The sequence below is a fragment of the Saccharothrix stipae genome, from assembly GCF_054781895.1.
In genome coordinates, this window is record NZ_BAAGTN010000017.1 from 675839 (window position 1) to 688613 (window position 12775).

Annotated in this window: 13 protein-coding genes and 1 pseudogene; 9 read left to right on the forward strand and 5 right to left on the reverse strand. The window is 71.5% G+C overall.

What is annotated here, in order from left to right; translation table 11 throughout:
* Positions 1–4: 4 nt before the first annotated feature.
* On the reverse strand, positions 5–529 hold the full coding sequence (locus ACYVLT_RS31290; protein WP_461123745.1) for a hypothetical protein: 525 nt from the start codon (positions 527–529) through the stop codon (positions 5–7).
* A gap of 125 nt (positions 530–654) precedes the next feature.
* Here ACYVLT_RS31290 and ACYVLT_RS31295 point away from each other — a divergent pair, with 125 nt between their 5' ends.
* Positions 655–2289, forward strand: a complete 1635-nt coding sequence (locus tag ACYVLT_RS31295; protein ID WP_461123746.1) for a BCCT family transporter — start codon at positions 655–657, stop codon at positions 2287–2289.
* Here the strand turns inward: ACYVLT_RS31295 and ACYVLT_RS31300 are convergent.
* Positions 2270–2701: a DUF6474 family protein gene (locus ACYVLT_RS31300; RefSeq protein WP_461123747.1), complete on the reverse strand. Its 432-nt coding sequence runs from the start codon at positions 2699–2701 to the stop codon at positions 2270–2272. The two genes, ACYVLT_RS31295 and ACYVLT_RS31300, sit on opposite strands and share 20 nt — an antisense overlap.
* Positions 2702–2808: 107 nt before the next feature.
* Between ACYVLT_RS31300 and ACYVLT_RS31305 the strand changes: the two genes are divergently transcribed.
* Positions 2809–4443, forward strand: coding sequence for a TM0106 family RecB-like putative nuclease (locus ACYVLT_RS31305; RefSeq protein ID WP_461123748.1), 1635 nt, complete (start codon positions 2809–2811; stop codon positions 4441–4443).
* Between the two features lie 149 nt (positions 4444–4592).
* Here ACYVLT_RS31305 and ACYVLT_RS31310 read toward each other — a convergent pair whose 3' ends face one another.
* Positions 4593–5345 carry an SDR family NAD(P)-dependent oxidoreductase gene (locus ACYVLT_RS31310; RefSeq protein WP_461123749.1) on the reverse strand — a complete coding sequence of 251 codons (753 nt, stop codon included), beginning with the start codon at positions 5343–5345 and terminating at the stop codon, positions 4593–4595.
* A gap of 281 nt (positions 5346–5626) precedes the next feature.
* On the opposite strand from ACYVLT_RS31310, the gene ACYVLT_RS31315 reads away from it, so the two are divergent.
* Positions 5627–6925, forward strand: coding sequence for a UDP-glucose dehydrogenase family protein (locus tag ACYVLT_RS31315; RefSeq protein ID WP_461123750.1), 1299 nt, complete (start codon positions 5627–5629; stop codon positions 6923–6925).
* Positions 6926–7010: 85 nt separating this feature from the next.
* On the forward strand, positions 7011–8804 hold the full coding sequence (locus tag ACYVLT_RS31320) for a gamma-glutamyltransferase family protein (protein WP_461123751.1): 1794 nt from the start codon (positions 7011–7013) through the stop codon (positions 8802–8804).
* An 84-nt stretch (positions 8805–8888) separates the two neighbouring features.
* Here the strand turns inward: ACYVLT_RS31320 and ACYVLT_RS31325 are convergent, their stop codons facing one another.
* Positions 8889–9164, reverse strand: coding sequence for a hypothetical protein (locus tag ACYVLT_RS31325; protein ID WP_461123752.1), 276 nt, complete (start codon positions 9162–9164; stop codon positions 8889–8891).
* Positions 9165–9499: 335 nt separating this feature from the next.
* Between ACYVLT_RS31325 and ACYVLT_RS31330 the strand changes: the two are divergent.
* The 5 genes and pseudogenes from ACYVLT_RS31330 to ACYVLT_RS31350 all read left to right on the forward strand — a co-directional run.
* A pseudogene (locus tag ACYVLT_RS31330) lies at positions 9500–9664 on the forward strand (helix-turn-helix domain-containing protein); the annotation flags it as partial.
* Positions 9665–9756: 92 nt separating this feature from the next.
* The gene (locus ACYVLT_RS31335) at positions 9757–10236 is read left to right on the forward strand and encodes a DUF5753 domain-containing protein (RefSeq protein WP_461124162.1); all 480 of its coding nucleotides are present in this window, start codon (positions 9757–9759) and stop codon (positions 10234–10236) included.
* Between the two features lie 16 nt (positions 10237–10252).
* A complete protein-coding gene (locus ACYVLT_RS31340) occupies positions 10253–10429 on the forward strand; it encodes a DUF397 domain-containing protein (protein WP_461123753.1) in 177 nt (58 codons plus the stop codon).
* A 65-nt stretch (positions 10430–10494) separates the two neighbouring features.
* Positions 10495–11394: a sensor histidine kinase gene (locus tag ACYVLT_RS31345; protein WP_461123754.1), complete on the forward strand. Its 900-nt coding sequence runs from the start codon at positions 10495–10497 to the stop codon at positions 11392–11394.
* A complete protein-coding gene (locus ACYVLT_RS31350; protein WP_461123755.1) occupies positions 11291–11950 on the forward strand; it encodes a response regulator transcription factor in 660 nt (219 codons plus the stop codon). The genes ACYVLT_RS31345 and ACYVLT_RS31350 overlap by 104 nt, the downstream gene beginning before the upstream one ends.
* Positions 11951–12080: 130 nt before the next feature.
* Here the strand turns inward: ACYVLT_RS31350 and ACYVLT_RS31355 are convergent, their stop codons facing one another.
* On the reverse strand, positions 12081–12455 hold the full coding sequence (locus ACYVLT_RS31355; protein ID WP_360448445.1) for a hypothetical protein: 375 nt from the start codon (positions 12453–12455) through the stop codon (positions 12081–12083).
* Positions 12456–12775: the final 320 nt, after the last annotated feature.

Below are 12775 nucleotides of genomic sequence, written 5' to 3' on the forward strand. Positions count from 1 at the left end.
GTGATCAGGAGCGTGGCGGGCCGCGGCGGCCGTGCACCCGCCGGAGCAGCACGTCGACCGGGGAATCCGTGGCGGGCACCGGGGCGAGCGCCCACAGCGCGCCCGCGGGCACGACCGGTGCGGCAGGCGGTGGCAGCAGCCGGGTGACGGCGCCGACCAGCGCGTGCAGCGCGGCGTCGGCGCGGGCCAGCAGCAGGCCGGTGAGCAGCGCGGCGACGACGTGCGCGGCGGTCATGGCGGTCGGGCTGAACCCGAGACCCGGTCCGTCGGCGGCGTGGTGGCCGAGGTCGAGCAGCGCGTGCTGCCCCAGTTGGGCGGCGCCCAGCGTGCCCAGGATCGTCCACGGGCGGCGGCCGCGGTCGGCGAGCGCCGTGCCCGCGAACGCGACCAGCAACGTCAACGGCAGCGCGGGCGCGAACTCGGTGACCGAGCCGCCCGCCGCACCGTGCGCGGCGACGCTGAGCGCGGCGGAAGTGGTGGCCAGCAGCACGGCCCGCGCGAGGCGGGTCGGTGCGGGCCGGCTGGTCACACCCCAGAGAGTAGGAGGTCGCGCGGCCCGCGCGTCAGCCCCACCGGTGGAAGGCGGGTTTGCGCTACTCCGTTCGGGGGTAACGGTTACCCGTGACGACCGAGAGTAAACCTGTCGAAGAGCCCTTGCCCGGTGATCCGAAAGCGGATCGACCGGGTCGCACGGACCGCGTGGTCTTCGGCGTCGCCGCCGCTGTCACGCTCGGGTTCGTGGCGTGGGGCATCTTCGGCACGGCATCCCTCGCGACCGCGTCGAAGACGGCCCTGACCTGGATCATCACCAACCTGGGCTGGGCGTTCGTGCTCAGCGCGTCGGGGTTCGTGGTGTTCGCCCTGTGGCTCGCGGTGAGCCGCTACGGTCGCATCCCGCTCGGCCGCGACGACGAGCCACCGGAGTTCCGCACGATCTCGTGGGTCGCGATGATGTTCAGCGCGGGCATGGGCATCGGGTTGATGTTCTACGGGGTCAACGAGCCGCTGTCGCACTTCGTGCAGCCGCCGCCCGGCACCGCCGAGGGCGGCACGAACCAGGCGCTCCAGACCGCGATGGCCACCACCCTGTTCCACTGGACGCTGCACCCGTGGGCGATCTACGCCGTGGTCGGCCTGGCCATCGCCTACGGCAGCTTCCGCCGCGGTCGCAGCCAGCTGATCAGTGCCGCGTTCGCACCGCTGCTCGGGCGGCGCCGGGCCGAGGGCCCCGCCGGTCGGGCGATCGACGTGCTGGCGATCTTCGCCACCCTGTTCGGGTCGGCGACCTCGCTGGGCCTCGGCGCGCTCCAGATCGGCAGCGGCCTGCGGGTCGCGGGCTGGCTCGGCGAGGTCGGCAACGGCGTGGTGGTGGGTGTCATCGCGGTGCTGACCGCGGCGTTCGTCGCGTCGGCGGTGTCCGGCGTGGCCAAGGGCATCCAGTGGCTGTCCAACACCAACATGGTGCTGGCCCTGGTGCTGGCCGCGTTCGTCTTCGTGGTCGGGCCGACGGTGTTCGTGCTGAACCTCGTGCCCACCGCGATCGGCGACTACTTCCGCGAGCTCGCCGACATGGCGGGCCGCACCGCCGCGTCCGGCGGCGACGCGACCGAGACGTGGCTGTCCGGCTGGACGGTCTTCTACTGGGCGTGGTGGATCTCGTGGACGCCGTTCGTCGGCATGTTCATCGCCCGCATCAGCCGCGGCCGCACGATCCGGCAGTTCGTGGCGGGCGTGATCGGCGTGCCCAGCCTGGTGAGCCTGGCGTGGTTCTGCGTGTTCGGCGGCACGGCGATCTTCGTGCAGCGGTCCGGCACGGACCTCGCGGGCACCGCCTCCCCGGAGGGGCAGCTGTTCGGGCTGCTCGACCGGTTCCCGCTGGCCTCCGTCGCCGGGGTGGTGGTGATGGTGCTGGTGGCGATCTTCTTCGTGTCCGGCGCGGACGCCGCGTCCGTGGTGATGGGCACGCTGTCGCAGCGCGGGTCGATCCGGCCGGCCAAGGGCGTGGTCGTGTTCTGGGGCACGCTCACCGGTCTGGTCGCGGCGGTGATGCTGCTGGTCGGCGGGCCGAGCGGGCTGACCGGCCTGCAGAACCTGACGATCATCGCCGCGCTGCCGTTCATGGTCGTCATGGTGGGGCTGTGCGTGTCGCTGGCCCGTGACCTGCGCAGCGACCCGCTGATCCGGCGGGAGGAGCGGGTCGCCGAGGTGATGGAGGAGGTCACCGCGCAGCTCGGACCCGAGGAGGCCGCCTACCGGGCCGTGGAGCAGCTCACACGCCGAGGCGTTTGAGCAGGTCGGCCTCCATCGCGTCGAGGTCGACCGAGACCGCGCGGTGCGCCGACTTGCGCCGCGGTGCGGGCATCCGTTCCGACGCCCGCACCGCGGCCAGCAGCTGCGCCAGGCGCTTGCCGGTGCGCTCGACGAAGTCGGGTTCGGTGTCGCGCAGCTGCTCCAGCGCCTCGCCGAAGCCGACGATCCGGGCGTGCAGCCGCGCGCCCCTGCCCGAGTACCGGGTCAGCTGGTCGACCGGCACACCCAGCCGTGAGGCCCGGTAGTGGTCGTAGCGGTCGCTCAGGAGCGCGGCAGCACGGGCCGCGACCGGCGCCATCACCGGGATCAACGCCGGCGCCAACACCTTGGCCAAACCGACGAGGTTCTTCGCCCTGCTCGGGGTGAACCCCTTGCTCTTCGCACGTGCCATGGCCGCACCTCCTCGGTTGACGACCCTAGAGGCGTTCCGGCAAAAGATCGACTCGACTCCGCGAGGTTGCCGGTACAACGACCCACCCGGCGTCATACGCTGCACCGGTGACTTCCCAGGTGCAGCTCGACGCCGGTGTGGTCACTCGTTGCCGGCGGCGGGTGCACCTCGAACACGATCCCTCCATGCGCGACGTGCCCAAACTGCCGCCGGACCCCACCGGTCAGCAGCGCAAGGCCGACGCGGACGAACACCGGCGCGCGGTCGCCACCGCGTTGGGCCGGGCCGTCGGGTCCGACTTGATGGAGATACCGCAGGACGTGCCGTCGGCCGACCGCGAACGCGTCACCGCCGCCGCGATGCAGGCCGGCATCCCCTACATCTGGGGCGCCGCCCTGCCGCGCGACCCGCTGGGCGGCCGTCGCGGCGGCATCGACCTGCTGGTCAAGGAGACCACCGGGTACGTGCCGGTGCTCGTGGTCCGGCACAAGGTCAGCGACCCCGGCCAGGGCGCGCGCACGTCACCGCTGACGTACCCGCTGCCGGGCGGCGCGCGGGTCGACCCGCTGCGCAAGGTCCGGCCGCAGCCGCGCGACCAGCTCCGGTTGGCGCACGCGCAGCGCCAGCTCCAGGCGTCCGGGTTCGCCGCGCGGGGCCGGGCCACCGGTGGCGTGATCGGCATGGACGCCGACGTCGTCGTCTGGCACGACCTGGAGGCGCCGACGTGGCCGGGCGGTCGCAACGCGCTCGCCGAGTACGACAACCGGTTCTCCGACCGGCTGGCCGTCGCCTCGGCCGCCGCCACCGGCGCGGACCCGCAGGCCCGGGCGTCCCGGATCGTGGAGTGCCGCAGCTGCCCGTGGTGGCCGGTGTGCGAGACCGACCTGAAGGCGGCGCGGGACGTCAGCCTCGTGGTGCGCGGCGAGGACGCGGTGGCGCTGCGCAAGGTCGGCGTCGGCACGGTCGACGACCTGGCCGCGCTCGACCCGGACGAGCAGGTGATCCCGCTGGTCGGGATGCTGCACTCGGACGCGGTCATCCTCGCCCGCGCCTGGCTGCGCGACCTCACCGTGGTCCGCCGCGTGTCCCGGATGGACGTGCCGCGCGCCGACGTCGAGGTCGACGTGGACATGGAGAGCTTCGGCGACCTCGGCGCGTACATGTGGGGCTGCTGGCTGTCCGGCCAGGACGTCGGCGAGGAGCACGGCTACCGCGCGTTCGCCACCTGGGACCCCCTGCCGTGCGCGGACGAGGCCCGGTCGTTCGCCGAGTTCTGGGGCTGGCTCACCGGCGTGCGCCTGCGCGCCCGTGCGCGCGGCCTGTCGTTCAAGGCCTACTGCTACAACGAGCTCGCGGAGAACCGCTGGCTGCTCGGGTCGGCCGAGCGGTTCAAGGGGCAGCCCGGCATCCCGACCGTGGCGCAGGTGCGGGAGTTCATCACGTCCGACTCGTGGGTCGACCTGTTCGGCATCGTGCAGGACCAGTTCCTGTGCGCCCACGGCAAGGGCCTGAAGACCATCGCCCCGGTCGCGGGCTTCCGCTGGCGCGACCCGGAGGCGGGCGGCGAGAACTCGATGCGCTGGTACCGCGACGCCGTGGGCCTGGACGGCGGTCCGCCGGACCCCGCCCAACGCCACCGCCTGCTGGAGTACAACGAGGACGACGTCCGCGCCACCCACACCCTGCGGCTGTGGATGACGTCGGACGCCATGGACGACCTCCCCTTCGCAGGAGATTTGTAACCGGACCGCCCAACTGGACCACCGCGCGAGGTCGCGTCGATCGTTCGCGACTCATTTCCCGGCGATCACGCTTTTCGATCGTCGGGAAATCAGGCGCGAACGGTCGACTTCCAGGCGACCGAGCCGCCGTCTGCGGAGCAGCGGCCATGTCACCGCGGCGCCATGCGCAAGGCGCCGTCCATGCGGATGACCTCGCCGTTCAGGTAGTCGTGCTCGACGATCGCCACCGCCAGTTGCGCGTACTCCTCCGGCAGGGCCAGCCGCTTCGGGAACGGCACGCCCGCGGCCAGGCCGGCCCGGAACTCGTCCGACACGGTCGCCAGCATCGGCGTGTCCACGATGCCCGGCGCGATCGTCATCACCCGCACCCCGACCGAGGACAGGTCGCGCGCCGCCGGCAGCGTCATCCCGACCACCGCCGCCTTCGACGCCGCGTAGGCCACCTGCCCGATCTGCCCGTCGAACGCCGCGATCGACGCCGTGTTGATCACGACGCCCCGCTGCCCGTGCTCCAACGGCTCGGTCTTGCCCATCGCCGCCGCCGCCAGCCGCAGCACGTTGAACGTGCCCACCAGGTTGACGTCGATGACCTTCCGGTACAGGTCGAGCGGGTGCGGGCCGGACTTGCCCACGGTCCGCGTCGACGGGCCGATGCCCGCGCAGTTCACCACGACCCGCAGCGGCGAGCCGGAACCGGCGGCCGTGTCGACGGCGGCCTGGACGTCCGACTCCGAGGTCACGTCCGCCGCCAGGTAGGTGACGCCCTCGACGTCCGGGGCGTCGTCGGTAGAGAGGTCCAGCGCGAACACGGCCGCACCGCGTGCCGCGAGCGCCCGCGCGGTCGCGAGGCCCAGACCGGACGCGCCGCCGGTGACGATCGCCGCGGTACCCGAGATCTCCATACATCCTCCTGTCCTGGGGACAGGAGGTTAACGGTCGTTCAGTCCCCGGCGCTCGGAGAAGTGGAGCAATGCGACCAACGGCACGGCCGCCAGCACCGCCAGCCCCACGAAGAGCAGGGAGAAGAGGACGAGTTCCATACCTACGACCTTGCCTTCGTCCAGCTGAAACCGCGTCCGCCGCGAGGGGTGTTTCCCCGTACACCCGGAGGACTACCCACATCACTCTCCGCATACGCCTGGTGTTTGACCCACGGTCAACTTCGGGTGCCACCGTCACCCTCATGTTCGTCCGACGGATCGCGGTCGTGGGAACGGGTTACGTGGGCCTGACGACGGGGGCCTGCCTGGCCTCCCTCGGGCATCGGGTCGTGTGCGCCGACGTGGACGCGCTGAAGGTCGCCCGGCTGCGCGCCGGGCAGGTCGACATCCTCGAACCCGGCCTCGCCGACCTGGTCGTGGAAGGCCAGTCCGCGGGCCGGTTGGAGTTCGTGGAAGGCGCGCGGCACGCCGTCGCCGACGCCGAGGTGGTGTTCCTGTGCCTGCCGACACCCATGGGCGCGGGCGGCGCGGCCGACCTGAGCGCGGTCGAGGCGGTGGCTCAAGAGATCCGCGACGTCCTCCCTTACGGCGCGGTCGTGGTGTGCAAGTCCACCGTCCCGGTCGGCACGTCGACCAAGGTCGCGGCCCTGCTCGGGCGCGAGGACGTGGCCGTCGTCTCCAACCCCGAGTTCCTGCGCGAGGGCAGCGCCGTCCGCGACTTCCTGCACCCCGACCGGATCGTGGTCGGGTCGGACTCGCCGCTGGCCGCCGAACGCGTCGGCGCGCTGTTCACCAGGCTCGGCGCGCCCACCGTGCTCATGGACGCGGCCAGCGCCGAGATGGTCAAGTACGCGGCCAACTGCTTCCTGGCGATGAAGCTCTCCTACGTCAACGCGGTCGCCGAGCTGTGCGAACTCCTCGGCGCGGACGTCACCTCCGTCACCGAGGGCATGGGCTACGACAAGCGCATCGGCCAGTCGTTCCTCAAGCCGGGACCGGGCTGGGGCGGGTCGTGCCTGCCCAAGGACACGCACGCCATGGTGCGCATCGCCGATGCCGTCGGCGTCGACTTCTCGCTGGTCAGGGCCACTATCGAGACGAACTCGCGGCACCAGCGGCGGGTGGTCGACAAGCTGCGCCGGGCCGTCGGGTCGCTGGCCGGCGCCCGCATCGGCGTGCTGGGGCTGGCGTTCAAGGCGGGCACGAACGACCTGCGCGACTCGCCCGCGTTGGCGGTGGCGGAGCTGCTCGCGTTCGAGGGCGCGGAGCTGGTCGCCTACGACCCGGAGATCAGCCGGCCGCTGGTGGGGATGACCGTGGTCGACTCGCCCTACGCGGCGGTGCGCGACGCCGACGCGGTCGTGCTGCTGACCGAGTGGCCCGAGTTCCGCGCGCTGGACTGGGCGGTGGTGGCGTCGGTGATGTCCGGTTCGACGGTGCTGGACACGCGCAACCACCTCGACGCGGACGCGCTGGCCCGGGCCGGGCTCGTGCTGCACGGGCTGGGGCGTGAGCTGCGGGTCCCTGACCAGGCGGTGTGAGGGGGCTTCGGGTTCAGCTGATCTTCAGGACACGGTCTCGTTAGCAGGGGTAACAAAACGGGCCGGGCCGACGTAGGTTGTTGAAATGTTCACCACGCGTCCTGAACTCGTCGGCACGCACGGAATGGTCGCGTCCACGCACTGGCTCGCCTCCAGCGCGGGCATGGCCGTCCTGGAGGACGGCGGCAACGCCTTCGACGCCGCGGTCGCCGTCGGCTTCGTGCTGCAAGTGGTGGAACCGCACCTCAACGGGCCCGGCGGCGAGGTGCCCGTGGTGTTCGCGGCCGCCGGCGAGACCGCGCCACGCGTGCTGTGCGGCCAGGGCGTGGCGCCCGCCGGTGCCACGATCGAGCACTACACGGGCCTGGGGCTGGACCTCGTGCCGGGCAGCGGGATGCTCGCCGCCACCGTGCCGGGCGCGTGGGACGGCTGGCTGACGCTGCTGCGCGACTACGGCACCAAGTCGCTGCGCGACGTGCTGGGCTTCGCCATCGGGTACGCGCGGGACGGGTTCCCGCTGCTGGAACGGGTGTCGTTCACGATCTCGACGGTCGCGGACCTGTTCCGGGACCACTGGACGTCCTCGGCGGCACTGTGGCTGCCCGGCGGGGAGCCGCCGCAGGCCGGGTCGCGGTTCCGCAACCCCAAGCTCGCCGACACGTGGGAGTGGTTGCTGGCCGCCGCCGAGGCCGCCGGGTCGGACCGGGAAGCGCAGATCGAGGCGGCCCGGCGGGCGTGGTCGCAGGGGTTCGTGGCGGCGCAGGTGGACGAGTTCTTCCGGATCGCCCACCGCGACGACTCGGGCGCCGACCACGCCGGCGTGCTGACCGGCGAGGACCTGGCGTCGTGGGAGGCGACCTACGAGGACGCCGTGTCGGTGGACTTCGGGTCGTGGAGCGTGGTGAAGCCGGGGGCGTGGACCCAGGGACCGGTGCTGTTGCAGCAGTTGCTGCTGCTGGAGGGCTTCGGCGACCGGTTGTCCTACGTGGACGGCGTGCCGTCGGCGCAGACCGTGCACCTGGCGGTGGAGTGCGCCAAGCTCGCGTTCGCCGACCGGGAGGCCTGGTACGGCGACAGCGGCGACGTGCCGTTGGACGTGCTGCTGTCGAGGGAGTACGCGCGGCAGCGCCGGCAACTCGTCACCGACCACGCCTCGCTCGACCTGCGACCCGGGGCACCCGGTCCGGTCGAGGGACGCCTTCCCCGGCACGTGCTGCGCGGCCCGGGCGCGGCGAGCCGGAACGACAGCGGCGCGCTCGGCGAACCCACCGTGTCGAGCACGGGCACGGTCAAGGGCGACACGGTCCACGTGGACGTGGTCGACCGCTGGGGCAACATCGTGTCGGCCACCCCGTCCGGCGGGTGGTTGCAGTCCTCGCCGACCATCCCGTCGCTGGGCTTCTGCCTCGGCAGCCGGGCGCAGATGTTCTGGTTGGACGAAGGTCTGCCGAACTCCCTGGCCCCCGGCAAGCGACCCCGGATCACCCTGTCGCCGTCCCTGGCCCTGCACGACGGCCTGCCCGCGATGGCCTTCGGCACCCCCGGCGGCGACCAGCAGGACCAGTGGCAGCTCGGGTTCTGGCTCGCGCACACCGTCGGCGGGATGAACCTCCAGGAGGCCATCGACTCGCCGATGTGGCACACCAACGCGTTCCCGAGCTCGTTCTACCCGCGGTCGTGGACGCCCGGCGAGGTCGTGGTCGAGTCCCGGGTCGGTGCGGCCGCGATGGCCGAGCTGCGCGAACGCGGGCACGCGGTCGTGGACGCCGGCCCGTGGACGCTGGGCCGGATGTCGGCCGTGGCCAGGGATTCCCGCGACGGCCTGCTGCGTGCTGCGGCCAATCCGCGCGGGGCGCAGGGCTACGCCGTCGGCCGCTGACCCCTCGGGTGTCGTGCGGTTGGAACGGCCCCGGCCCGAGGGGGAGGGGGCCGGGACCGTTCCGGCTGGGGGGCGCCGGCGGGGTCAGCCGCCGACGAGGACCTTGAGGTCGATCGGCGCGCTGCCGGTGCTGTTGCTGTTGCTCAGGGCGAAGGGGCCGAGGATGACGGGGCCCGCCGGGTCCGCGGCGTCGACGCGGAGGACGTCGCCGACGTTCGCGATCTCGCCCAGCTCGGCGTCGAGGTCGGGCCTCGTGTGCGCGCCGACGTCGGCGGCCTGCGCGGTGCCGCCCAGACCGAGCATGACGGCCGTGCCGCCGAGGGTGACCGCGGCGCCCGCGATGGTCTTCCTGAGGTTCATGGGCGGGAAAGTTTCGCAACCACGGGGTCCGGTTCAAGCTCGCTAACCCGGCCGAGTGGATTACTTCACCCTGTGCAGTGGCGTCCGGACCAGCGGAGCCCGACCGTGCAGACCCGCGTCGGCCCCCGCCACACGGCCACCGAGTAGACGCCCGTCGGCGCCGCGACCCGCGCCAGGAAGTCCTCCGCACACCCCCGCCTGTACCGGGCCTTCCACCCGTCACCGCGCTCGATGTACCAACCGTGGTCGTCCGAGGAGCGTTGCGCGATCGGATGATCACAGTCGGATGATCACAGGAGGTGGTGCGGATGGGCAGGAACGAGCCGACTCACCGCATGCGCAGGCTCGGCGAGGTGCTGCGGGAGTTGCGCGGGCGGGCGGGCCTCTCGCAGCAGGAGGCAGTCGACCGAATCAACTACGACCACCGCAAGATCAGCCGGATAGAGAAGGGCCAGCGCCCCGACTACCACGGGATGCGCGCCATGCTCGACACCTACGGCGTGCCGTTCTCCCAGTGGGAGCCGTACATGGAGATGTACGCACGGGCGTTGGAGAAGGGCTGGTGGACCAAGTACGACCTGGACGATCAGGGTTGCCCGGCCTCCTCCAGACCGCCGACTACGTCCGAGCGGTGTTGGCCGGGGCGCGGGTACAGCGGTCGAAGCGGTGGATCGCGAACCAGATCGAGGTGCGTCTGCTCAGGCAGGAGCGACTGCTCGCCGAAGAGCCGCTGCAACTGCACGCGATCATGCTGGAGAGCGCGCTGGCCCAAGCTTCGCGGGCGCAGTTGCTGCACCTCGACGAGCGTCGGCGACTGGCCAACGTGACCGTGCAGGTCCTACCCCACCGAGCGGGGTTCAACGAGGGTCAGTACGGGGCGTTCACCGTGCTCGACTTCCCGATGAAGGCGGACCGGTCGGTGTTGTACGTGGAGCACGCGGCGGGATCGCTGCACGTCGAAGACCCATCGAAGGTGAAGGTCGCTAGGCTGACCTTCACCCACCTTGCGAAGTTGGCGTTGTCTCCGGAGGAGTCCGCCGATTGGCTCGGGAGGTTGGCAGCTGAACGATAGAGATCGAGGTGTCGCCATGTGGCGCAAGAGCACTCGTAGCAACGGCGGCGGGAACGGCAACTGCGTTGAGGTCTCGTTGGCGGGTCGCGCGGCGCGGGTGCGGGACTCGAAGAACCCGGCCGGGCCGACCGTGGCGCTCCCGAACTGGGTGGGGTTCCTCGCGGCGGTGAAGAGCGGGTCGTACGACCGCTGACGTACGGGCGCGAGCCGCCCCTGAGCCGACGCTGACCTCCGCCTTCCTCCCGTACCGTCGTCCGCATGGCGTGGTTGGCGTGGCTCTGGTTCGCGGCGACGTTCGTGCCGCTGATCTGGCGCAAGCGCTTCCCCGTGGCCGTCATCGCGGTGACCGGGGCGTCCACCTGGCTCTACTACGTCACCGGCCACTGGGGTCCGCTGATCGCCGCACCCGCCATCGCCGTGCTGTCCCTGCGCCGCACCCGTGTCCTCGAACAGCGGAGCCGCCAGGTGGAAGAAGAACGGCTGCGGATCGCGCGCGAGGTCCACGACGTCGTCGCGCACAGCCTCGCCATGATCAACGTGCAGGCCGGCGTGGCCGCGCACGTCGCCGACCGCCGGCCCGAAGAGGCGGTCAAGGCGCTCAAGGCGATCAAGGAAGCGAGCGGCCACGCGTTGGACGACCTGCGCGCGACCCTCGGCGTCCTGCGCACCGGTGAGGGGACCACCCCCGTGCCCAGTCTCGACCGGCTGGACGAGCTGGTGCGGCCGGTGCCCGTCGCCAGGGTCGTCGGCACGCCGGGCGCCCTGCCCGCCCCGGTCGACGCCGCCGCGTACCGGGTCGTGCAGGAAGCCCTGACCAACGCGATGCGGTACGCGGCGGACGCGTCCGAGATCGTCATCTCGTTCGAGCACACCGACGACGCCCTGGTCCTCACCGTGACCGACGACGGCACGGGCGCCGACCAACCGCCGCAGGGCGCGGGCTCCGGCCTGCGCGGCATGCGCGAACGGGTCGAGGCGCTCGGCGGCACGCTGGCCGCGGGTCCGTCGACCCGGGGTTTCACCGTCAGGGCGGTCCTACCGTGGGAGGTACGTGGTGATCAGGGTGGTGCTGGCCGACGACCAGGCGTTGGTGCGGGCGGGTTTCCGCCTGCTGCTCGACACCGAGGACGGGTTCGAGGTCGTCGGCGAGGCCGGTGACGGCGCGGAGGCCGTGCGGCAGGCGCACGAGCACCGCCCGGACGTCGTGGTGATGGACATCCGGATGCCAGGCACCGACGGCTTGGCCGCCACCCGGCAGGTGTGCGCCGAGCTGCCGGAGGTGAAGGTGCTCGTCCTGACGACCTTCAACGTGGACGAGTACGTGTTCGAGGCGTTGCGCGCCGGCGCGTCCGGTTTCCTGCTCAAGGACACCGACCCGGTGGAGCTGCTGCACGCCCTCAGGGTGGTCGCGGAGGGTGAGGCGCTCCTCGCCCCGAGTGTCACCCGGAAGTTGATCGAGGAGTTCGCGAACCGGCCGGAGCACCGCCGTCCGAACCCCGGGGCGCTGCGCGAGCTGACCGCGCGGGAGCGGGAGATCCTGGCGCTCGTCGCCGCCGGGATGTCGAACGACGAGATCGCCGAGCACCTGGTGATCAGCCCGGCGACCTCGCGCACCCACGTGAGCCGGGTGATGACCAAACTGGGTGCGCGGGACCGCGCACAACTCGTCGTGCTCGCCTATGAATCGGGATTGGTCTCGCCGCGCCGAGGGTGAATATTCATTGTTGAGGTCACGGTGGCCGTTACGAAACTTTGGCGAAAATCGCACAAAAATTACGGACCGTAACCGAAACGTCGATGCCCGCCGCATTCTGTGTGCGGCGGGTGACGTTAACGCGAGATGTCTAGGCGATAGCGCCGGGCGGCAGGTTCAGCTTGAACGGCAGCGTGGTCACGACCGCGAGGTCGGACGCCGTCCGCTTCATCAGCGTCGGCGCGTTGCGCGCGCCGGGCTCCGGCAGGTCGAGCAGCCGGTCCACGGCCTCGACCAGCGGTCCCTCGTAAATCCAGACCGCCTGGGCGGCGCGCTGGCTGTCCCGGACGGCCGGCAGCCTGCCCGCGCGGGCCTCGGTCTCGGACCAGAACAGGATCGAGTCGATGAAGCCTCTGCGCTGCTTGAACGCCATGATGCGGTCCAGCTGCCCGTCCTCGTCGCGGAGGTGCAGGAACTGGAAGCCGCTTTCGCGCAGCTCGATGACTTTGCTCAGTGCGAGATCCATGACGCACCTACCTCTGTTCTGAGGTCCCCTAGCAGGCACAGGTCGTTCGACCCGAAATGATCGTACGGCAAGTGGACAAGCCGCCATAGGGACTAGACCGGCGGGGCGGTCTCAATACGGGGTTGGCCGCCTTCGGATTTCGATACGGATCGCAGGACGCGAACGGTTCGCACTAAAAAGGCCAACCCTCCCAAAGTGACCAGGATCACAGTGGGCCACATGCCGTTCCTCCGCTGCATCGGGTTCCTGTCACCCGAAGAGACGTCTGCCATGCCCGCCGGGTTGCACGCGCATCACTTCGTGAATCCCCACCTTGAGGT

Bases quoted from the DNA above. Each gene is read 5' to 3' on its own strand.
- ACYVLT_RS31300 (WP_461123747.1), bottom strand. From the start codon at position 2,701: ATGGCACGTGCGAAGAGCAAGGGGTTCACCCCGAGCAGGGCGAAGAAC.
- ACYVLT_RS31310 (WP_461123749.1), bottom strand. From the start codon at position 5,345: ATGGAGATCTCGGGTACCGCGGCGATCGTCACCGGCGGCGCGTCCGGT.
- ACYVLT_RS31315 (WP_461123750.1), top strand. From the start codon at position 5,627: ATGTTCGTCCGACGGATCGCGGTCGTGGGAACGGGTTACGTGGGCCTG.
- ACYVLT_RS31320 (WP_461123751.1), top strand. From the start codon at position 7,011: ATGTTCACCACGCGTCCTGAACTCGTCGGCACGCACGGAATGGTCGCG.
- ACYVLT_RS31325 (WP_461123752.1), bottom strand. From the start codon at position 9,164: ATGAACCTCAGGAAGACCATCGCGGGCGCCGCGGTCACCCTCGGCGGC.
- ACYVLT_RS31340 (WP_461123753.1), top strand. From the start codon at position 10,253: ATGTGGCGCAAGAGCACTCGTAGCAACGGCGGCGGGAACGGCAACTGC.
- ACYVLT_RS31345 (WP_461123754.1), top strand. From the start codon at position 10,495: ATGGCGTGGTTGGCGTGGCTCTGGTTCGCGGCGACGTTCGTGCCGCTG.
- ACYVLT_RS31355 (WP_360448445.1), bottom strand. From the start codon at position 12,455: ATGGATCTCGCACTGAGCAAAGTCATCGAGCTGCGCGAAAGCGGCTTC.